Source organism: Streptomyces sp. enrichment culture (genome assembly GCF_964272855.1).
In the GTDB taxonomy this organism is placed as follows: domain Bacteria; phylum Actinomycetota; class Actinomycetes; order Streptomycetales; family Streptomycetaceae; genus Streptomyces.
On the sequence record NZ_OZ186847.1, the window covers coordinates 7618254 to 7637031 of the forward strand.

16 protein-coding genes are annotated in these 18778 nt (G+C 73.9%); 6 read left to right on the plus strand and 10 right to left on the minus strand.

Translation table 11 applies throughout. From position 1 onward, the window contains the following. Window positions 1-62: 62 nt before the first annotated feature. A complete protein-coding gene (locus ACSU6L_RS33915; protein ID WP_073945231.1) occupies window positions 63-344 on the plus strand; it encodes an SHOCT domain-containing protein in 282 nt (93 codons plus the stop codon). Between the two features lie 1129 nt (window positions 345-1473). On the opposite strand, the gene ACSU6L_RS33920 is transcribed toward ACSU6L_RS33915, so the two are convergent. Together ACSU6L_RS33920 and ACSU6L_RS33925 are read right to left on the minus strand one after the other, a co-directional pair. Then, on the minus strand, window positions 1474-2025 hold the full coding sequence (locus ACSU6L_RS33920; RefSeq protein ID WP_437063096.1) for an ATP-binding protein: 552 nt from the start codon (window positions 2023-2025) through the stop codon (window positions 1474-1476). Window positions 2026-2208: 183 nt separating this feature from the next. After that, the gene (locus tag ACSU6L_RS33925) at window positions 2209-2532 is read right to left on the minus strand and encodes a hypothetical protein (protein ID WP_073945229.1); all 324 of its coding nucleotides are present in this window, start codon (window positions 2530-2532) and stop codon (window positions 2209-2211) included. Window positions 2533-2881: 349 nt separating this feature from the next. Between ACSU6L_RS33925 and ACSU6L_RS33930 the strand changes: the two genes are divergently transcribed. Next, window positions 2882-4036 (plus strand): PLP-dependent cysteine synthase family protein, encoded by a 1155-nt coding sequence (locus ACSU6L_RS33930; RefSeq protein ID WP_437063098.1) that lies wholly within the window; start codon window positions 2882-2884, stop codon window positions 4034-4036. A 72-nt stretch (window positions 4037-4108) separates the two neighbouring features. Here the strand turns inward: ACSU6L_RS33930 and ACSU6L_RS33935 are convergent, their stop codons facing one another. Both ACSU6L_RS33935 and ACSU6L_RS33940 read right to left on the minus strand, forming a co-directional pair. Continuing rightward, the gene (locus ACSU6L_RS33935) at window positions 4109-4582 is read right to left on the minus strand and encodes an SRPBCC family protein (protein ID WP_437063100.1); all 474 of its coding nucleotides are present in this window, start codon (window positions 4580-4582) and stop codon (window positions 4109-4111) included. A gap of 51 nt (window positions 4583-4633) precedes the next feature. Continuing rightward, window positions 4634-5461: a DeoR/GlpR family DNA-binding transcription regulator gene (locus ACSU6L_RS33940; RefSeq protein ID WP_073945226.1), complete on the minus strand. Its 828-nt coding sequence runs from the start codon at window positions 5459-5461 to the stop codon at window positions 4634-4636. 289 nt (window positions 5462-5750) lie between these two features. Here ACSU6L_RS33940 and ACSU6L_RS33945 point away from each other — a divergent pair, with 289 nt between their 5' ends. Continuing rightward, window positions 5751-8081: a hypothetical protein gene (locus ACSU6L_RS33945; RefSeq protein WP_437063103.1), complete on the plus strand. Its 2331-nt coding sequence runs from the start codon at window positions 5751-5753 to the stop codon at window positions 8079-8081. 4 nt (window positions 8082-8085) lie between these two features. Here the strand turns inward: ACSU6L_RS33945 and ACSU6L_RS33950 are convergent, their stop codons facing one another. From ACSU6L_RS33950 to ACSU6L_RS33965, 4 genes are all read right to left on the minus strand, one after another. Further along, a complete protein-coding gene (locus ACSU6L_RS33950) occupies window positions 8086-10527 on the minus strand; it encodes a right-handed parallel beta-helix repeat-containing protein (RefSeq protein ID WP_437063105.1) in 2442 nt (813 codons plus the stop codon). 109 nt (window positions 10528-10636) lie between these two features. Then, on the minus strand, window positions 10637-11239 hold the full coding sequence (locus tag ACSU6L_RS33955) for an Rv1733c family protein (RefSeq protein ID WP_437063107.1): 603 nt from the start codon (window positions 11237-11239) through the stop codon (window positions 10637-10639). A 215-nt stretch (window positions 11240-11454) separates the two neighbouring features. Continuing rightward, window positions 11455-12279: an MOSC domain-containing protein gene (locus ACSU6L_RS33960; protein WP_437063109.1), complete on the minus strand. Its 825-nt coding sequence runs from the start codon at window positions 12277-12279 to the stop codon at window positions 11455-11457. A 42-nt stretch (window positions 12280-12321) separates the two neighbouring features. After that, window positions 12322-12759 carry a DUF6643 family protein gene (locus ACSU6L_RS33965; protein WP_073945221.1) on the minus strand — a complete coding sequence of 146 codons (438 nt, stop codon included), beginning with the start codon at window positions 12757-12759 and terminating at the stop codon, window positions 12322-12324. A 304-nt stretch (window positions 12760-13063) separates the two neighbouring features. Here ACSU6L_RS33965 and ACSU6L_RS33970 point away from each other — a divergent pair, with 304 nt between their 5' ends. Beyond that, a complete protein-coding gene (locus ACSU6L_RS33970; RefSeq protein ID WP_437065141.1) occupies window positions 13064-14326 on the plus strand; it encodes a TerD family protein in 1263 nt (420 codons plus the stop codon). On the opposite strand, the gene ACSU6L_RS33975 is transcribed toward ACSU6L_RS33970, so the two are convergent. Next, window positions 14327-15502 (minus strand): glycosyltransferase, encoded by a 1176-nt coding sequence (locus ACSU6L_RS33975; RefSeq protein WP_437063111.1) that lies wholly within the window; start codon window positions 15500-15502, stop codon window positions 14327-14329. A 57-nt stretch (window positions 15503-15559) separates the two neighbouring features. Between ACSU6L_RS33975 and ACSU6L_RS33980 the strand changes: the two genes are divergently transcribed. Both ACSU6L_RS33980 and ACSU6L_RS33985 read left to right on the plus strand, forming a co-directional pair. Then, window positions 15560-16360, plus strand: coding sequence for a glutamate racemase (locus ACSU6L_RS33980; RefSeq protein WP_437063113.1), 801 nt, complete (start codon window positions 15560-15562; stop codon window positions 16358-16360). Window positions 16361-16453: 93 nt separating this feature from the next. Beyond that, on the plus strand, window positions 16454-16999 hold the full coding sequence (locus ACSU6L_RS33985) for a hypothetical protein (protein ID WP_437063115.1): 546 nt from the start codon (window positions 16454-16456) through the stop codon (window positions 16997-16999). 723 nt (window positions 17000-17722) lie between these two features. Here ACSU6L_RS33985 and ACSU6L_RS33990 read toward each other — a convergent pair. Continuing rightward, window positions 17723-18757 carry an O-antigen ligase family protein gene (locus ACSU6L_RS33990; RefSeq protein ID WP_437063117.1) on the minus strand — a complete coding sequence of 345 codons (1035 nt, stop codon included), beginning with the start codon at window positions 18755-18757 and terminating at the stop codon, window positions 17723-17725. Window positions 18758-18778 lie beyond the last annotated feature (21 nt).

Consider the following 18778-nt stretch of genomic DNA (forward strand, 5'->3'; position numbering starts at 1 on the left):
CCTGGTGCGAGCCAGGCTTGAGGCGTCCCATCCGGACGAATCGACTCGGGAGATGACTCGCGATGCAGACCCTGGCACACCTCGGCGACGGCGGTCCCGGCCCGTGGATCCTGTTCTTCCCGCTGATGTGGGCGGCCGTCGTGATCGGCGGGATCACCCTGCTGCGCCGCACCGTGTGGCGTGGACGCGGCGGCTCCTGGCGGCCGGCCGTCGACCACACCTCGCCGATCGCCCTCCTCGGCCGCCGCTTCGCCACCGGCGAGATCGATGAGGACGAGTACTGGCGCCGACTGTCCGTCCTGGACGAGCAGTTCGGCCGTACCGGCAAGGGCGGCCCAACATGACCGCGACAGCCGGCCACCGGGAGGCCACCGCCTCCACCCGCCCCGTTCCACCGGGGCGACCCCTCGGGGCGAACCCGTCGGGGAGTTTGTCGGGGGAAACCGTCGGGGGCCTGTTCCAGGCGTCCCCGAGGGGACCCGTTCAGGGCGAACTCCGCGGAGGACGGCCCGTAGTGGGGCGCCGCCATCGGCGTGGCGCCATTGTGGACGGCGCCTCGTGGACGGCCCTGTGTATGCCTCCTCTCGGAAGGCAGTCCTTCGGGGCTCGGCCCATGCGGGCCAGCCGTTTCGGGGGTCGGCCCTTGCGGGCCAGCCGTTTCGGGGGTCGGCCCTTGCGGGTCAGCCCTCCGGGGGTCGGCCCGTCGTGGGGCAGATCTCCGGGGAGCGCCCATCGAGGGGCAGCCCGGTCGAGGCGATCCTTTCAGGGGATTGGGGTGGCCTTTCGGGGATGGTCTCGCGGCGGAACCCCTCGGGACGGACGTCTCGGCGAGCGTCCATTGAGGGCAGCCCCTGGCGGGGCGACCTTCTCGGGGAGTGGCCCGTCGGGGATGGTCTCGCGTTGGGCAGCTCTCGGGACGGACGTCTCGGCGAGCGCCGTTCGCGGGGCGCTCCTCATGGGTCGTACCTCCCGGGTCAATCCTCGCGGCACGTAGCTTTCGGCGAGTGCCTTCGCGGGGTGCCCGCGTGGGTCGTACCTCTTGGGTCACCCCTTGCCGGACGTACCCCTCGCGGGACGTACCCGTCGGCGAGCGCCGATCGCGGGCCAACCCTCGCGGGCCGTATCTCTCGGGCCGTACCTCTCGGGTTCGCCCTCGCGGACGTACCCCTCGTAGGCCGTACCCCTCCTAGGCCGTACCCCTCATCGCACGCCCCTCGTGGGACGCCCCTCGCGGGACACCCCTTTGGGCACACCCCTCGAGGCCGTGCCTCTCAGCAGCCCCTTCCGCGCAACGTGCCCCTCGAGGAGTGGGCCCCAGGATGGCCCCGCGCAGAGCGGATCTCCCAGGACGGCTCTCCACGAGCAGCCTGTCGAAAGGCAGCCCCGCAGAGGCCGGCACCTCGAGGCACGGCACCTCGAGGAGCGACCCCCGGGGTCCGGCAGCCCGCGAGGGACGGCCCCCTCACCGCCCGGTCAGCCGGGAACGGCGGACCGGGCGGGAGTGGGTGTGGGCCGGCGCGCGTCGGCGGGACGTTCCACGCGGGCGACGGGCTCGACCTCCGGGAAGCGGCGCACGTGCGCTTCGGGGGTCGTGAGGCGCGGTGGACGTGCCGGTGTCCTCCGCGTGGAGGAGGGCGCCGGCAGGGTGAACCAGACGACCTTCCCCTGATCGCCGTCCGGCCGCGCGCCCCAGCTCTCGCTGACGGCAGCCACCATGGCGAGCCCGCGCCCACAGGTGGCCAGCGACGCGGCGTCCTCGACCACCGGGAGACGGGGATCGTGGTCGCGCACCGAGACCTTGAGCCGGTCGAGCAGCAGCTCGATCTCCACGGTGCACATCTTGTCGGGCTGGGCATGGCGGTGGACGTTGGTGAGCAGCTCTGTCACACCGAGCGCGGCTCGGTCTATCAGGGCATCCAGATGCCAGTAGCGCAACTGCGCTGAAACGATTCTGCGGACCTGGCCGATCCGCGACGGCAGGGCTTGGAGCTCCACCGTGCAGTGCCTGCTTGGGTAACTGATCACGGCTGCGACTCCCCGACGTGAGGTCCGGAAGAACACGGAGTTCGGATCCAGCAGGGTGCCTGAGTGAGAGGGCCGCCTGCTGTCGTGCCCGGCGGGCTGGTTCGCAGCGTTATCGCCGGTAAACCCAGAGTGACGTGAGAACAGCGTGACCCAGGGGGTGCCGCGGCGCAACTCGCGGACATCTCAGCCGTCGCGCCCCGCCGCCCGGCGTACCGCCTCGATGAACCGGCGCGCCGCGGGCGGCCCAGGCTCGCCCGGCGCCGGATCGTGCTCACCCAGCGTCAGCAGGTACCGGTTGCCGTTGAGATCGGCGAGCGCCCGGTCCTCGGAGCCGAACCACGGCCGCGACGCCCGCACCGCCTGCACGGGCGCGCTGTCGATCTCGCTGCCGTAGCTCGTCAGCAGCTCCAGCCGGCCCCCGCTGATCCGGACCTGTCCGGCCCGGGTGAGCGAGCGCATACGCTTGCCGATCCGCACGCCCGTGGCCGTGAACTCCGGCTCCGCCATGCCTTGCAGCCCCCTTGCCGTGCCTGGGTCGCCCGGTGCCCCGCCGGGGCGGTGGGCCCCGCCCCCGGTGCAGTCTGCCGCGCCTGCGCATCGAGCACCAGTGCGCATGTGCCGGGCGCACCGGACACCCGGAGCACTCGCCCGAATGCGCCCCCGCGTCACCGTCGCCCGGCGCCTCGCACCGCCCTGTCGGAGCTTCCGTCAGGCACCCTCGCACGCCCGTTCCCGCAGTCTCTCTTTGAGTCGCCCAAAGATGCGTTTATGCAGGTGAGGAGCGTGCGGAAGCTGTCTATCATCGGTGTGTCGGCCGCGCGACGCGCCGTCGGCGCGCAGCGTAAGGAGCCCCGCAGTGAGCACCCGCACCGCCCGGCAGTACACCGCCGGCACACCCCTCGACACCGTCGACGTCGACCGCACCGACGCCGCCTACCGCGGCTGGTTGAAGGAGGCGGTCCGCAAGGTCCAGGCCGACGCCAACCGCTCGGCCGACACCCACCTGCTCCGCTTCCCGCTGCCGGAACACTGGGGCATCGACCTCTATCTGAAGGACGAGTCGACCCACCCGACCGGCAGCCTCAAGCACCGCCTCGCCCGCTCGCTCTTCCTCTACGGCCTGTGCAACGGCTGGATCCGCCCCGACCGCCCCGTGATCGAGGCGTCCAGCGGCTCGACGGCCGTCTCCGAGGCGTACTTCGCCAAGCTGATCGGCGTCCCCTTCGTCGCGGTCATGCCGCGTACGACGAGCGCCGAGAAGATCCGCCTGATCGAGTTCCACGGCGGCCGCTGTCACTTCGTGGACGACCCGCGCACCATGTACGAGGAGTCCGCCCGCCTCGCGGCGGAGACCGGCGGCCACTACATGGACCAGTTCACCTACGCGGAACGGGCCACCGACTGGCGCGGCAACAACAACATCGCCGAGTCCATCTTCCGGCAGCTCGGGCTGGAGCGGTTCCCCGAGCCCGCGTGGATCGTCGCCACGGCCGGCACCGGCGGCACCTCCGCGACCATCGCCCGCTACGTCCACTACATGCAGTACGACACCCGCGTCTGCGTCGCCGACCCGGAGAACTCCTGCTTCTTCGAAGGCTGGACCACCGGCGACCCGGAGGTCACCTGCGACTGCGGTTCCCGTATCGAGGGCATCGGCCGCCCCCGCATGGAGCCGAGCTTCGTACCCGGTGCCGTCGACCGGATGATGAAGGTTCCCGACGCGGCGAGCGTCGCGGCCGTACGCGCCCTGGAGCAGGCCATCGGCCGCAAGGCGGGCGGCTCGACGGGCACCGGCCTGTGGAGCGCGCTGAAGATCGTCGCGGAGATGGTCGCCGCGGGTCGTACGGGCAGCGTGGTCACCCTGCTGTGCGACCCGGGCGACCGCTACCTCGACAAGTACTACTCGGACGCCTGGCTCGCCGAACAGGGCCTCGACATCGCCCCGTACACCGCGGCCATCGAGTCGCTGCTGGCGACGGGAGTCTGGCCCGACCAGCCGATGGCCGGCTAGCCCACCGGCCGACTGGCCCGCCAGCCGACTGGCCGAAGCGTCGAGCAGCTTCGTCCCGCGACCGCCCCTGCCCTATCCGGGCGCCCCGGCGAGTCGCCGGTCCAGCGCGTCGACCGCCTGCCGGAAGGAGCGCCCCAGCCCGCCGCGGGCCGGCCGCAGCACCGCGCGGAACAGCGCGTTGCCGTCCGCGGCGAACGTCCACCCCACGCGCGTACCACCGTCGGCCGGGGCCAGGCGCCATTCCTCGACGAGCGCGCGGACGCCCGGCGCGTTGGTGACGTCGACGCGGTAGGCGTACACCTCGGGCGCCTCGGCCGCGAGGACCGTCTCCTCGAAGCGGGTGCCACCGTGCAGCCGTACCTGCCGGCCGTCGGGTGTCGGCCGGGCCGATGTCACGTGCGGGAACCACTCGGCCCAGCCGGGCACGTCGTCGGCGAGCGCGTGGAACACCCGGTCGGGCGGCGCGGAGATCTCCCGCGCGAAGACCAGGCGTACGGGCGCGCGCTCGACGAAGTCGAGCCCCACCGGGCGCAGCCGACGGGCCATGGTGACGTCACCCCTTCCCTCGACGGGGGCGACACCCTAGCTGACTTCCCGTCAGCTGTCTGCACCCTCGTCGGGCTCGCCCGCCACCACCAGCCGCAGATGCTCCGAGATCTCCGCGCGCGCCCCGGCCGGCAGCCCGGCGTCCGTCACCAGGGTGTCGACCTGGTCCAGCCTCGCGAAGGAACTGAGGCCCACCGTGCCCCACTTGGTGTGGTCGGCGACCACCACGACCCGGCGCGCCGACTGCACCAGACGCCGGTTGGTCTCTGCCTCCGCGAGGTTCGGCGTCGACAGGCCGGCCTCGACCGATATCCCGTGCACCCCGAGGAACAGCACGTCGAAGTGGAGCGTGGCGATCGCCTGGTCGGCCACCGGACCCACCAGCGAGTCGGACGGCGTGCGCACCCCGCCGGTCAGCACCACCGTGGCCGCGCCCGTGCGCTGGCCCGAGGAGCGCTGCGCCGAGTGGAAGACATCGGCCACCCGCACCGAGTTGGTGACGACGGTGAGGTCGGGCACGTCGAGCAGCCGGTGCGCCAGCGCGAACGTCGTCGTACCGCCCGACAGGGCGATCGCGGCACCCGGCGCGACCAGCTCGGCCGCGGCCCGCGCGATGTCCTCCTTCGCGGACAGCTCCAGACCCGACTTGGCCTCGAAGCCCGGCTCGTGCGTACTCGCCTCCGCCACCGGCACCGCGCCGCCGTGCACCTTCTCCAGCACGCCCTGCCGGGCCAGAGCGTCGAGATCGCGCCGAATCGTCATGTCCGAAACGCCGAGCTTCCGGGTCAGCTCGTTGACGCGGACGCCGCCGCGGCGTCGTACCTCGTCCAGGATCAGGGCGCGCCGCTGCTCCGCGAGGAGGTTCTGATTCTCGCTCACGTACGCTCCGGTCCTTTCGCCGCAATCCGTCCACACGCCCCGCACGCGCTCCGACGAGGGCATATCCCGCGGCACCGGTGCGTGGGCGTCCCATCCTCGCACGGGCCGGTACGGGCCGCGCCATCGACTGCCAGACGCGCACATGTCACTTGTGTCTCATCTGCTGCCTGTCTGTGACCCCGATCGGGGAGATTCCGTGACGATGGGTGTAGGCCGCCCGTCCGGCGGACATCCTGGTGCCCGCACGGACGACAGAGGCCGATGGTGCGTCACGGGGGAAGTGCGACAAGTGGAACACGCGCAGGAACGTGCCTTGAACCAGGCGGGGGCCACCAGAACCGCCGGGCAGCCCGGAGCAGCCGCCCTGGAACTGCTGGTCCACGGGGTGGGCGGCACCACACCCGAGCGAATGCTCGACGACCCGCGCACGGTACGGGTCGCCGGCGACGACACCGCCGCCGTCTTCCGGCGCACGGCGGACATCGAGGACCCCGCGCGGGCCGCCGGCACCGACGGCCGCCCGGTGCCCGAGGCGTACGTCTGGTGCAACCTCACCTCCGGCAACGGCGCCCGCGCCCTGTGGCTGTTGCTGCTGCCGTTCATGGTGGTCAACCTCGCCCACTGGATGCGCCCCGGCGCCCGCGACCGCACCCGCACCGTCCGGCTGTACGGACTGCTGGTGCGGCTCGCCGGCCTTACCCTGACCGTGCTCCTGGTCGCCGCGGCCTGCGAGGTCGCCCTCGACCTCGGGGCCTGGCAGTGCGCGGGCACGCGCGCGTGCGCCGAACGGCACTCCTGGCTCGGCTTCCTCTCACCCACCGTCTCCGACGGCGGCTGGTGGAGCCGCCCCGGCCGCCGGCTCGCCGTCGCCGCACTGCTGCCCACCGCCCTCGTCGGCCTGCTCTGGTACCTCTCCCGTCGCACCTGGAACGCCTACGAGTCCCAGCTGCCCCTGACCCCCGCCCCCGGCACCGACGAGGACGGCGCCGCCACCGCGCTGGCCCGGCCCGGCTTCTGGTACGGGCGGCGCCTGGTCGCCCGGCTGCGCGCCGCGCACACCGCCGCCGGCCTGCTGACGGTGGCCGCCGCCGTCATCGGCCCCGCCGTCCGCCACGACCGCGCCCCCGGCGGACCGGCCGCCCTCGACGTCGCGGGCCGGCTGCTGGCGGCCGCGCTGCTCGCCGTCGCCGTCCTCGCCGTGGCGGTGGTCTGCCGGCGGGGCCGCAGCGAGCGCCGCGTCGACCAGGACACCGACGCGTCCCTCGTACGTGGCCTGCCGCTCGCCGCGCTCCTCCTGCTCGCCCTCGCCCTGTCGTACGCCGGATGGGAGCGCCCGGCGTGGGAGTCGTCCGGCCGGCTGCCGGGCGACGCGGCCTTCGGCGGCATCACCCTGGTCCAGGGCCTCATCGTGATCGCTCTCGCCGTGGTCGCCCACCTGCTGCACCGCACCCGGCCCGACGCCCGCGCCGCCCTGCGGGGCCTGGGCGGACCCGCCGTCGCCATGCTGGCCTGCGCCCTCGGCGGGGTGATGTCCGGCGGCGTGTCCCAGCGCGTCGCCGACTGGCTGGACGGCACCCACGCCGCCATCCCCGGCCCGCCGGTCCTGCTGACCTGGCAGGCGTCCGTGATCCCGCCGCTGCTCCTCCTCGTGCTGGTGCTCGTCGCCCTGCTGGCCCGGCGCACCCTGCGGCAGGCCCGCGCCGAACGCGCCGCCGTTGCCGACGACTACTCCGGCGAGCCCCAGGAACCGGACCGCACCCGCCGTATCGCCCGCACACGCGCGATGGCCGCCCTCACCGACCGGGGACCCCTTCTCGTCGCCGTCGTCTCCGCCACGACCCTGCTGCTCGGCACCCTCGCCCTCGTCGGCGCCCTCACCACCGGCCGGACCCCGAGCGGCGCCGCACGCGACGCCCACGGCTTCGTCCAGGGCACCGCCGAGACCGCGCAGGCGCTGGGCTCCTGGCTCATCGGAGTCGGCTTCATACTGTTCGTGAGCTGGGGCCGGCGCGCCTACAAGGACGCCTCCGCGCGGCGCACCATCGGCATCCTCTGGGACGTCGGCACCTTCTGGCCGCGCGCCGCCCACCCCTTCGCCCCGCCCTGCTACGCCGAGCGCGCGGTCCCCGACCTGACCTGGCGGATCGACACCTGGACCCGCACCACCGGCGGCCGCCTCGTCCTCTCGGGCCACTCCCAGGGCAGTGTCCTCGCCGCCGCCACGGCCTGGCAGCTGTCCCCGGCCACCCGCAAACGGGTCGCCTTACTCACCTACGGCTCACCGCTGGAGCGCCTGTACGGCCGCTGGTTCCCGGCGCACTTCGGCCCGGAAGCGCTGAGCGCCCTGCACCACGAGGTCGACTGCTGGCGCAACCTGTACCGGCTCACCGATCCCATCGGCGGCCCCGTCCGGGTGCCCGCCGACGGCGGCCCCGAGGTCGACCGCGCCCCGCTGAAGGACCCGCTCGCGCACGGCCGCACCGACGACCACCCCCTGCCCGCGCCCGTCCTGGGCCACTCCGACTACCAGCACGACCCGGCCTTCACCGAGGAACGCGACCGCCTGCTGGCCCGGCTGCGCCCCGACCTCCCGGCCCAGCGGCCCCAGGCCGGGCCCTGAGCCGTCAGGCCAGGTCCGGCAGGTCCTCCGCGAACAGCAGCGTCAGATCGTCCGTGGTCGGCTCGTCGAGCTGGGCGACCCGGCTCGCATGCCGTTCCACCATCGCCTCGAACGTCTGCCGCGCGGTACGGCCGTTGCCGAAGGCGGGGCCCTTGGGGATCGCCGTGAAGTACTTCAGCACGGCCTCGGCGGCTCCCGGGGCCAGCCGGTACTCGTGCTCCTCGGCCTGCTGCTCCACGATCCGCAGCAGCTCCTCGGGGCCGTAGTCGCTGAAGGTGATGGTGCGGGAGAAGCGGGAGGCGACACCGGGGTTGACCGACAGGAAGCGCTCCATCTCGGCCGTGTAACCCGCGACGATCACCACCACCGCGTCACGGTGGTCCTCCATCAGCTTCACCAGCGTGTCGATGGCCTCCTTGCCGAAGTCCCGGCCCGCGTCCTCCGGGGACAGCGCGTACGCCTCGTCGATGAACAGCACACCGCCACGGGCCCGTTCGAAGGCCTCCTGGGTGCGGATCGCCGTGGAGCCGATGTGCTCGCCGACCAGGTCCACGCGGGACACCTCGACCAGATGGCCCTTCTCCAGGACGCCCAGCGAGGCCAGGATCTCGCCGTAGAGCCGGGCGACCGTCGTCTTGCCGGTGCCGGGGGAGCCGGTGAAGACCAGATGCCTCTTCACCGACGCCGCCTTCAGACCCGCCTGCTGACGGCGCCGGCCCACCTCGATCATGTCGGTCAGCGCCCGCACCTCACGCTTGACGCTCTCCAGGCCCACCAGCGCGTCGAGTTCGCCGAGCACGGCCTTGGAGGTCCGGGCCGGCGGCTCGGGCGGGGCGGCGGCCACGACGGGCTCCCGCTCGACGGGCCGCTGCCCCGGGATCGCGCCGAGCAGCCCCGGCGTCCGGCCCGCCGTCTCCACGGCCGTCTCCTGCGGCGCCGGAGACGGCCGCAGGCCCGCGCTCTCGTCGCTGGTGCAGTCCTCCACGACCGGACCCGTGCCCGAGCCGGTGCCGGGGCCGCCGTCCGCGAACTCGTAACCGCCGCGCGCGCACCGCTCCGTACGGCACTTCCTGAGCGTCGCACGACAGCCGTCGATCACATGGAAGCCGTAGCCGCCGCTGCCCGTCACCCGGCAGTTCAGGAAGCTGCCCCGGCCGCCCGCCGAGACGTAGAAACCCGCCTCGGACGGCGAGTCGACGGTGCACCGCTCGATGACGGGGTCGGCGCCCTTGGTGACGATCACGCCGGTCTGGGTGCCGGTCACCGTGCAGTTGGCGAGGGTGCCGCCGCTGCCGTGGTCGCGGAACCACGCGCCCGTCGCCGCGTCCCGGATCCGGCAGTCGTCGAGCTGCGCGGTCGCGCCGTCGCTCACCGACACCGCCGTGTTGCGCACCTGGGACAGATCGCTGTCGACGACGTCCGCGCGGGAGCCCCGGTCGAGGACGAACAGGGCGTCCGGCACGTCGTGCACCCGGCAGGAGTCCAGCACCGCGGTCGCGCCGTCGCTGACCCACACCGCCGGATAGTCACCGGTGCTGTCGAAGATCTCGCACTGGTTGGCGTCCACGCGGGTGCCGGGGTCCCACACCGACAGACCGTTGCGCCCGAACTGCCGGACACTGGTGCGGGTCAGCGTCAGCACCGAGCGGGAGCGCAGGTCGACCGCGTTCTCCGGGATGTCGTGGATGCGGCAGTCGGCCAGCGTGAGCACGGCGTCCGTGTCAAGGGTGACGCCGTCCGCGGTGGTGCGGTGCACATCGCAGTCGGTGAGGTGAGCGGTGGCCCGGCCGGTGATCTGCACCCCGCTGCCGCGCACCTCGTACACCTCGCAACCCACCGCTTCCAGCGCGGAGTTCTCGCCGGTGACGGTCAGTCCGGAGCCGGAGGCGTGGTGCACCCGGCAGCGCTCCAGCCGCGGATGGGCACCGCCGCGCACCGCGACGCCCGCCTGCCCGGCCGCGACCACCTCGCACTCCTCGAACACCCCGCCGCCGCCGTCCACGACGGCGATGCCGATGCCCGCCGGGTTGTCGACGGTGCAGCGCCGCACGCTCGGCCGGGCGCCGCCGCGCACCTCGACACCGGCCGCGGACCGGGTGACGACCCGTACGTCGATCAGCTCGGGCGCGCCCTCCTCGACCAGCAGCGCGGGCGCGGCCGCGTCCTGGCCCTCCACGTGCAGGTCCTGCACCACCGCGGAGGCCCGCACGACCAGGGGCACCCCGTCCACCGGCGCGATGCGCACGGAACCGGGGGAGCCCTCGGGACCGCGCAGCGTCACCGCCCGCTGGACGACGAGGTTCTCGCGGTAGGTGCCGGGGGCGATGGTGAGCACGTCACCGTCGGCCGCGGCCTCCAGGGCGGCGGCGAGCGATGCGTACTCACCCGTGCGGCGCCGCCACCGCGAAGTGCCGGTGTGCGTCACCTGGACCGTGCCCTGTGCCATGGTGTTGCTGCGCCCCCACCTCGTCGTACGCGGGTTTCGATGCCGATGAGTTCGGCCGGTCCACCGTAGCGTGCGCGCGGACGGTGGGTTGACCGGAGCCGGAAGCCGGTCAGCTGCCCGCGCCGGTCCTGCCCCAGTCCGGTCCGGCCTGTTCCCAGGCGCGGTCCAGCCGGGCGTACCGGCGGCGGACCATGCGCCACAGGACCAGGCGTCTGCCGCACTCGACCAGGCCGGCGGCGAGCAGGGCCACGCCGACGCCGGCGAGGACGGCGTGCGAGGTGGCGGTGGCCGGGTCCAGGGGGCGGCTCACCGGTCTGCCCAGCGGGTCGGTCCAGAGTCTGAACCGGTCGCCGGGTTCCGCGGCCTTGAGCTGGGCCATGACCGGGCCGTGGCGCGAGCTGCCGTCCGGGGCCGTCCAGTCGGCGAGGACTCTGGTGCGGGTGTCGCGGGTCGCGGTCTCGGGGTCGGCGGCCAGCGCGCCGCGCTCCAGCCGGCGCAGCACGGTGGCCGTCACCTGATGCCGGGACTGGCGCTGTTCGCGGGCCGAACGCTGCAGGGACTCCTGGGCGGCGGAGCCGACGAGGACACCGATCAGCGGCGCGACGAGCAGCACCAGCAGCAGTGCCGTCAGGGCCAGCCAGGCCTCGGCCAGATCGGTCGCGCGGCGCAGTGGATTGTGCCGCCAGCGCCAGAGTCCGCTCAGGGCTCGCATCCCGCACCCCCTTCCAGCTCCGTGGTCCCCCCGGCGGAGCCGTCCATGCGAGAGACCGGTCATGGAGAGCGTCGACCTCGCCGGCGACCGGGGTCCCTCACGAACTTCTCACCACACCCCAACGTACGGGCCGCGCACCGTGGTTCCCGTGCCTTCCCGACATGGCGGGATCTCTCTGCCCCCTCGGCAGCGGCCCGCGGGCGCGACGGCCGGGACTACGCGAGGATCCGCACCGGGTCGCCGACCCGGATCGCGCCGGTGGAGAGAGGCACCAGATTCTGGCCGAAGACCAGCTTGCCGCCGATACGGCGATGCCGGCCGAGGGTGAGCAGGGGCTCTCTGCCGCGCTCCGCGCTCGTCTGGTCGGTCGTCGTCACCACACACCGCCCGCAGGGCTTGGCGACACGGAACTCGACGTCCCCGACGGCGAGTCGGGACCAGCCGTCCTCCGCCCACGGCGCGGTGCCCGCCACGACCAGGTTCGGCCGGAAGCGGTTCATCGGCAGGGGGCCCTCCTCGGGCCGGTCGCCCTGTGCGATCAGGGAGTTGAGGGCGTCGAGGGAGGCCGCCGAGGTGAGCAGCAGCGGGTAACCGTCGGCGAAGCTGACCGTCTCGCCGGGCAGCGCGTACTCCGGGTCGACGGGGCGGCGGGTGGCGGGGTCGTCCATGTACACGAGACGGACGTCGATGCCCAGGTGGGCGCTGCACCAGGCGTGCGCGGCGGCGTCGGCCGGGACGCCGTCCACCTTGTCCCGGAAGATCTCCAGCGTCACCGTGCCGATCGGCTCCGGCACGGACACCGTCAGCGGGTCGAGGCCGGGCGCTGACAGCCGAAGGCCGCCGCCGGGCAGAAGCTCGGCGACGGCCAGCGCGAGGCGCGGTTGCTGGCGTTGCGTGACGACCTTTCCCCCGTCGTCGATCAGCACCCAGCGTCGGTCTCCGGCCAGCCCCCAGGGCTCCACGACGGCTTCCCGGAGCGACAGGCTCCGGAACGCCTTGACCGGATGGACATGGATCGATTGCAGTTCCGCGTTCCCCATGGGGCCATCGTGCCAGGTGGCACCGACAGCCCGGGGAGTCGATCAGTAGCCGCGGTACTGCTGCTGGTTGTACGGATCCTGGTAAGGGGCGGGCGCCGGGCGCGGCGCCGCGGGGCGCATCGCCTCGTAGCCCATGCCGGGCGCGGCGGCCGGACGGGGCTGCTGGGGCACCTGCGGGCCCGGGTAGCCGCGCGGCGCCGAGGCCTGCTGGGGGATGTACGCCGTCGGCGCCGCGTGCAGCGGCGCGGGCTGCGGCGTCTGCGGGTAGCCGTAGGAGGGCTGGGACGGGGCCGCCGGCAGGGCGGGGAGCGCCGCCGGCAGGGCGGGCAGCGAGCTGCCCGGCGTGTCGTAAGCGGCGGGGACCCGGATCGGGGCGATCTGCGGGGTGCCCCGCTCGGCGACGAGGGAGTCGTAGATCGGGGTGTCCGGGAAGGAGGCGGAGTAGTAGCCGCCACCATAAGTGGAGCGGGGGGAGGTCATGGCACATAAGTTAAGCCCACGATGTGCTGGTTGGGGAGACCGATAATGGGGTTGTTTTCCGTGTCTGCGGTGACGCCGGATCCCCAATGCGAGCGAACATGGGAAAAAGGGGCACCGCGCGGCGTTCGGATCGTGTAAAGGCTCAGTTCCGGGCGGGTTACCGGCGGTTGGCCTCTGATCTTCGTACGACTCCGAAAGGGGTTCGTCGGACATCCGGCACGGGCCATGGGCGTTCTGTGTCAGGGGCAATAGGTTGGGGTCTGCAGAGATCCCGGGAGAACGCGTGATGGGGGCGGGCATGTCCATGCCGAAAGGATCGAATACGCCGGTGCCGACGGCCGCACTGCGGGTCGAGGTCGGCTGGCGCGGCGGACCCGGCGTCCCCGACGCGGACGCCTCGGCGCTGCTGCTGGCCGGCGGCAAGGTCCGCTCCGACAGCGACTTCGTCTTCTACAACCAGCCCGCGCACACCTCCGGCGCGGTCCGCCACGAGGGCAAGCGGGACACCGGCGGCATGGTGACCGACACGCTGCTCGTCGACCTCACGCGCGTGGAGAGCGCCGTGGAGACGGTGGTGCTCGCCGCCTCCGCCGACGGTGGCGCCTTCGGCCAGGTGCCTGGCCTGTACATCGAGGTCAAGGACGCCACCCAGGGCACCGTGGTCGCCCGCTTCGACAGCACCGGCGCGTCCGTCGAGACGGCCTTCGTCCTCGGCGAGTTCTACCGCCGCCAGGGCGCCTGGAAGTTCCGCGCGGTCGGCCAGGGCTACAGCAGCGGCCTGGAAGGACTGGCCACCGACTTCGGCATCACCGTCGACGAACCGCAGCACGCCGCCCCGCCGGCCTCCCCGGTCCGCACCCCGCCCGCCGCGCCGGTCCGGACCCCGTCGGCGACCGCACCCGTCACCCCGCCCCCGCCGGCCGCGCCCGTACGGCTCACCAAGGTCACGCTCACCAAGGCCGCCCCCACCGTGTCGCTGACCAAGCAGGGCGGCACCTCGGGCGCCCTGCGGGTGAACCTCAACTGGGAGGTGCGCAAGCAGTTCTCCGGCTGGGGCAGCAAGCTCGGCAGGGCCGTCGCCATGCATTCCGACCTCGACCTCGACCTGTGCGCCCTGTACGAACTCGCCGACGGCAGCAAAGGCGTCGTCCAGGCCCTCGGCAACGCCTTCGGCTCGCTGCACCACCCGCCGTACATCCACCTCGACGGCGACGACCGCACCGGCGCCGTGGCGACCGGCGAGAACCTGACCGTCAACCTCGACTACAAGGACGCCTTCCGGCGCATCCTGGTCTTCGTCACCATCTACGAGGGCGCCCGCTCCTTCGCCGACCTGCACGCCACGGTCACCCTCCAGCCGCAGCACGGCGCCGCCGTCGACTTCTCCCTGGACGAGTGCACGGTCCCCTCCCCGGTGTGCGCGCTGGCCCTGATCACCAACACCGGCGGCGACCTGATCGTCCAGCGCGAGGCCCGCTACCTGATCCCCGAGCGCGGCGTGAGCCCGCAGCGGACCGTCGACCACGCCTACGGGTGGGGCATGAACTGGACCCCCGGACGGAAGTGATCAGCTCTCGTCGGGGACGGCGTCCGGACGCGCGTAGGTGCGGCCCTTCCAGGCCGCGCCCCGCCCTCGGTGGTGCTGCACGGCGGAATCGACCGTCATCAGCAGATAGAGGAACGCGGTGAACGGCAGCAGCGGAGCGAGCCACCACGGCTGCCGGTAGTAGCGGAGCATCGGCAGATAGGTCCCCGCCATCACCAGCCACGCCAAGCCCCCGAGGACAGCCGCCGCCGTGTCACCCACGACGGCCCCGGCCGTCACGGCCACCGGCGGCACCAGATAGACGAGGGCCAGCCCGGCGACCGTGCCGAGCAGCAGCAGCGGGTTGTGCCGCAGCTGGGCGTAGGCACTGCGCGAGACCATCCGCCACAGATCGTGCAGCCGGGGATACGGACGCACGCTGTCCACCCGCTCCGCCAGGCCCAGCCAGATGTGCCCGCCGCTGCCGCGCACGGCCCGCGCGAGGGCCACGTCGTCGATCACGGCGTGGCGGATCGAGTCCGGGATCCGCGCCCGCTCGGCGGCCTCGGCCCGCAGCAGGACACAGCCGCCCGCGGCGGCCGCCGTGCGCGCGCCCCGCCGGCCGATCCGGCGGAACGGGTACAGCTGCGCGAAGAAGTAGACGAACGCCGGCACGACCAGACGCTCCCACAGGCTCTCCACCCGCAGCCGGGCCATCTGCGAGACCACGTCGAAGCCCCCGGTGCGGGCCGCCGCCACCAGCGAGCGCAGACTGTCCGGCGCGTGCGCGATGTCGGCGTCCGTCAGCAGCAGGTACTCGGGTCCACGCGCGCGTGCCTCACCGATGCCGTGCCGCACCGCCCACAGCTTGCCGGTCCAGCCCGTCGGCGGCTCGCCCGGCGAGACCACGGTCAGCGGCAGACCGCCCAGCCGCCGGGACAGATCCCGCGCCAGCTCCCCGGTGCCGTCCGTGCTGCCGTCGTCGACGAGGAACACCTCCGCCCGGCCCGGATAGTCCTGCGCCAGCAGCGACGGCAGGCTCACCGGCAGCACCGCGGCCTCGTCACGGGCCGGTACGACCACACACACGGGCGGCCAGTCGCCGGGATCGCGGCGGGGCGGCAGCCTGACGTCCGTGCGCCAGAAGAACCCCTGGCCGAGCAGCAGCCACAGCCAGGCGGCCAGGGAACCGGCGGCAGTCCACGCGAGGGCGCTCACCCACGCAGTCTGCCCCACGGGGGAGGGCCCGGAAGGCACATCGACTATCGTGGCCGGGTGAAGATCGCGCTCATGGATTCAGGAATCGGGCTGCTGGCGGCCACCGCCGCGGTACGGCGCCTTCGCCCCGACGCCGATCTGGTGCTCTCCCTCGACCCGGACGGCATGCCCTGGGGCCCGCGTACGGCGGAGGACCTCACCGCGCGGGCCGTGGCCGTCGCCGAGGCCGCCGCCGAGCACCGCCCCGACGCACTCATCGTCGGCTGCAACACCGCCACCGTGCACGCCCTGCCCACGCTGCGCGCCCTCCTGGAGCCCGCCCTGCCGGTGATCGGCACCGTCCCGGCGATCAAGCCCGCGGCGGCCGGCGGCGGTCACGTCGCCATCTGGGCCACGCCCGCCACCACCGGCAGCCCCTACCAGCGGGGACTCATCCGGGACTTCGCCGCGGGCGTGCCGGTCACCGAGGTGCCGTGCTGGGGCCTCGCCGAAGCCGTGGAGCACGCGGACGAGACGGCGATCGACGCCGCCGTCGCCGCGGCGGCCGAGCTGACACCGGACGATGTGACGACCGTGGTCCTGGGCTGCACCCATTACGAACTGGTCGCCGAGCGCATCCGTGCCGCCGTGCAGCGCCCGGGCCGTCCGCCGCTGGCCCTGCACGGCTCGGCCGGCGCCGTGGCCGCGCAGGCCCTGCGCCGGATCGGCGCCGACGCCCGGCCCGAGGCCGCGTCGCGCGGCGGGGTGACGGTGCTGCTGAGCGGACGCGAGGGCGCGCTGCCCGCGCCGGCGCTGGCCTACGCGGAAGGCCGTCTGCTGACCTCGGACGTCCCCGCCCCGGTGGCCGACCCGCGCTGACCGCTCCTGGTACCAGGGCCCTGGACGCCCGACCGGCCCAGTCACGCTGTGCAACGGGCTACCCGCGCAGCGAAAGCTGAGTAACCTCGAAGCATGAGGGACCATCCCCGCCCTGAGAGCGCCCCCGACGCCGATGTCTGGACCGGTCGGGCCACCAACCGGTTCCAGTGGCTGCTGGCGCTCTTCGGTGCCGCCTGCATGGCGCTCGGCATCGGGCTGGCCATCGACTCCGCGTGGACGGGCGGCATCGTGCCGCTGGTCATGTCGGTCGTCGGCTGCATCGCGGCGGGTCTGCTGGTCCTGTTCGGCACCCTCGCCTTCGTGCACGTCGCCCTGCGGGTGGACGCGGAGTGCCTGGAGATCCGCTGCGGCCACATCGGCGTGCCGCGCCGCCGCATCCCCCTCTCACAGGTCGCCGGCGCGGACTTCGCCCCGCTCGTCACACCGCGTCACTGGGGCGGATGGGGCTACCGCTGGCGGCCGGAGAAGGGCACCGCCGTCGTCGTACGCCGGGGCGAGGGCCTGGTCCTGCGACTGTGGGACGGCCACACCCTCACGATCACCGTGGACGACGCGGAATCGGCGGTACGGGTCATCCGGAACCGGCTCCTGCCCAGCGCGCCGGAGACGACGCGCTGACGGGGTTCCCTACGGCGTCGGTTTTGACGGGCGGCGCGGCGTGGTGTGGCGCGGTGGGGCGACGGCTTGTCGGGCGGCGCGGTCTCGGGCGCTTTGAGCACGGCTCCGCCGGGCGGCGTGGTTCCGCGTGGTGCGCGACGGCTCGGCTGGTCCGGTCCCGGAGTCCCGGCGCCGTGGCGTGTCCCGCGCGGTGCGGTGACGGCTCCGCCGGGCGGCGTGGTCTCGGGCGGTGTGGCCACGGCGCCGCCGAGCGGCGCGGCCCCGCGTGATGCGGCGATGGCTCGGCCGGGGCCGGTCCGGACGCCCGGCGCCGTGACGTGGTTCCGCGCGGTGCGGCGACATCGGCTGGGTCCGGTCCCGCAGCCCCGTCGCCGTGACGTGGCCCCGCATGGTGCGGCCACAGCTCGGCCGGGTCAGTCCTAGGGGGTGTCTCGCCGATCATGCCGGGCTCGCGGCGTCTGGCACCGCGCCTCGTCGCGTTGTCGTCGGTCCCCGATTCCCCCAAGCTCTCGGCTCCGCTCGAGCAGGGGGGACTCCCATCGCATCGGCTCCCTCCTCCGCCTTGCGATGCACGGCACCAGGCGCCGCTCCCTGATCCGGCCTGATCGACGAGACACCCCCCAGGGCCCCGGTGCCGTGACGTGGTCCCGCGCGGTGCGGCAACAGCCCCGCCGGATCCGCCCGGAGCCCCGGCACCGCCATCGGCGCTTCCGCGCGGTCCGGTCATGCTCCCGGCCGCGAAGGCTCCCCGAGCGGGGAGCGTGCCGTCGCCAGTCCCGCCAGCAGGCCCGCGCCCGCCGTCACCGCGGTGAAGCTGAGCGCGTTGCCGACCACGGAGATCGCCACGAGTGCCGTCAGCGCGGCGCCCGCGGTGAGCGCGACCGGCGTGGGCCGCGCGGTGCGCCACAGCGTGTAGAGCATCCAGCCGAACACCGCCGCCAGCAGGAGCACCCCGATCACACCCTGCTCGGCCGCCTGCTGCAACGGCGCCGAGTGCGGTTTGCCGTCGGACAGCGGCGAACCGGCCACGGCCTGGCTCAGCTCCCCGAACCGCCCCGGCCCCACTCCCAGCACGGCGTCCGCGCGGGCGAGGGCGAGCGCGTCCCGCCACAGATCGACCCGGTGCCGGGTCAGCGGGCCCTCCAGGGACGCGGACAGCCCCGGCGGCAGCACGCGCCCCGCGACCGCCAGGGCCACCCCGACCAGCAGCACAGCGGCCAGTGCCAGTCCGGCGACGCCCAGCCCCCGGTGCCGCACCCGTCCGGCGGCGAGCGAGGCGAGCAGCACCGCCGTACAGGCGAGGGCACCCATGACCGAGCCCACGGCCGCCGCGGTCACCGCGATCCCCACGGCCAGCGCGCGCAGCGCCAGCCGCAGTGCGGCGGGGCCCGCCGACCAGGCCGCGCAGCAGGCGGCGCCGGCGGCCAGGGCCAGCAGCGCCGCGGTGGCCCCGGCGTGCCCGAGCGGGGCGCCGGGCTGCGGACCCGGGACGAGGCGCGGCGCGGCGACGGTCAGACCGAGGCCGGCGAGGGCCCCGGCGCAGGGCGCGGCGACCGGCAGCAGCGATCCGCAGATCCGCCCGGCGGCGTACCCGCCGGCCACGGCGAGCACCGCCAGCAGCATCCCCTCGGGCCGGCCGCCGTGAGCCGCGGCCGTGATCATCGACCAGACGGCACAGGCGCCGAGCACCATTACGCCCGCCGCGTCAGAAACGTTTCGTCTGTCGCCGTCCGCTTCCGGTCCGACCGCAGACGACATCCCCGTGGAACCCACCCGTCC

What these genes read in the sequence shown, in the direction of transcription:
- ACSU6L_RS33915 (WP_073945231.1), top strand. Translation starts at nt 63, where the DNA reads ATGCAGACCCTGGCACACCTCGGCGACGGCGGTCCCGGCCCGTGGATC.
- ACSU6L_RS33925 (WP_073945229.1), bottom strand. Translation starts at nt 2,532, where the DNA reads ATGGCGGAGCCGGAGTTCACGGCCACGGGCGTGCGGATCGGCAAGCGT.
- ACSU6L_RS33935 (WP_437063100.1), bottom strand. Translation starts at nt 4,582, where the DNA reads ATGGCCCGTCGGCTGCGCCCGGTGGGGCTCGACTTCGTCGAGCGCGCG.
- ACSU6L_RS33950 (WP_437063105.1), bottom strand. Translation starts at nt 10,527, where the DNA reads ATGGCACAGGGCACGGTCCAGGTGACGCACACCGGCACTTCGCGGTGG.
- ACSU6L_RS33955 (WP_437063107.1), bottom strand. Translation starts at nt 11,239, where the DNA reads ATGCGAGCCCTGAGCGGACTCTGGCGCTGGCGGCACAATCCACTGCGC.
- ACSU6L_RS33960 (WP_437063109.1), bottom strand. Translation starts at nt 12,279, where the DNA reads ATGGGGAACGCGGAACTGCAATCGATCCATGTCCATCCGGTCAAGGCG.
- ACSU6L_RS33965 (WP_073945221.1), bottom strand. Translation starts at nt 12,759, where the DNA reads ATGACCTCCCCCCGCTCCACTTATGGTGGCGGCTACTACTCCGCCTCC.
- ACSU6L_RS33970 (WP_437065141.1), top strand. Translation starts at nt 13,064, where the DNA reads ATGCCGAAAGGATCGAATACGCCGGTGCCGACGGCCGCACTGCGGGTC.
- ACSU6L_RS33985 (WP_437063115.1), top strand. Translation starts at nt 16,454, where the DNA reads ATGAGGGACCATCCCCGCCCTGAGAGCGCCCCCGACGCCGATGTCTGG.
- ACSU6L_RS33990 (WP_437063117.1), bottom strand. Translation starts at nt 18,757, where the DNA reads ATGTCGTCTGCGGTCGGACCGGAAGCGGACGGCGACAGACGAAACGTT.